Source organism: Pantoea sp. ME81, from assembly GCF_903970985.1.
Lineage (GTDB): Bacteria > Pseudomonadota > Gammaproteobacteria > Enterobacterales > Enterobacteriaceae > Pantoea > Pantoea communis.
In genome coordinates this window covers 1-1,043 of the sequence record NZ_CAJCKS010000362.1, presented here as the reverse complement: position 1 = coordinate 1,043, position 1,043 = coordinate 1, and the positions used below count along the sequence as shown (strand labels likewise).

Sequence of the window (1,043 nt, the reverse complement as noted above, 5' to 3'; positions counted from 1 at the left end):
GCATTAGGGGAAACGATCTCTGAGCGCGCCGGTGTGTTCACCATCGGGCTAGAAGGATTGATGCTGTTTGGTGCGGCGAGTTCCGCGCTAGGGCTGATGTGGAGCGGTTCGCCCGTGCTGGCGCTAGGCGTGGGCATGCTCGGCGGATGCGTGGCGGCGCTGCTGCTGGCATTGGGCACGGTGATCGCGCGGGCTAACCAAATCGTGATGGGTATTGGCTTTAACCTGTTTGCCATTGGGGCGACTTCGCTGATGCGTCAGCTGTGGCTCAGCGGTGCACCGCCAGCAGGTTCAATGCGTGCGGTATCCATGCTGAAACTGCCGGGGTTGTCCGATCTTCCGGTGGTGGGACGCGCGCTGTTTTCCCAAAGCCCGGTGTTTTATCTGGCGGTGCTGGTGGCGCTGGTGCTATGGGGCGTGTTGCGCTTCAGCCGTGCTGGCTTGCTGCTGCGTGCCGTCGGGGAAAATGCGCTGGCCGCCGATGCGGCCGGGCACTCGGTGTTGCGTATTCGTTTTAGCGCCACCTTGTTTACCGGTCTGATGGCCGGGCTGGGCGGCGCGTATCTGTGTATCGTCGCGTCCGGTGGCACCTTCGTTGACAACATGACCGCCGGTCGCGGCTATCTGGCCATCGCCATTACCCTCTTTGCGCGCTGGATGCCACTGCGCGTGCTGCTGGTCGCGATGGTGCTGGGCCTGCTCGAAGCCCTGCAGTTCCAGGGGCAATATTTGGGCGTCGACATTGCGCCCTCGTTACTGATGGCGATGCCCTTTGCTGTTGCACTGATCGCCTGGATCATGATGGGCAAGGCAGGTGCGGCACCGGGTGATTTAGGGCGTCCGTTCCTGCGCGGTAACGGGCGCTAGTGCATTTTCAACTAACAGGAGTGACAGATGAATCAGGCAATCAATCCAGAAGGCTGGATTATCGGCAAAACCGCAACGGGTCTTAATCACCTGAACTGGGGTATTAAAGCAGGCAATCACGTGTATGTGGCCGGCATGTTGTCTACCGACCCCATTGATGGTGGCCTGGTGGGGGT

1 protein-coding gene is annotated in these 1,043 nt (G+C 60.6%); it reads left to right on the top strand.

The features are described 5' to 3' along the window. A partial coding sequence (locus H7A81_RS27360; RefSeq protein WP_182059349.1) for an ABC transporter permease occupies positions 1–867 on the top strand: 867 nt, incomplete at its 5' end. Positions 868–1,043 lie beyond the last annotated feature (176 nt).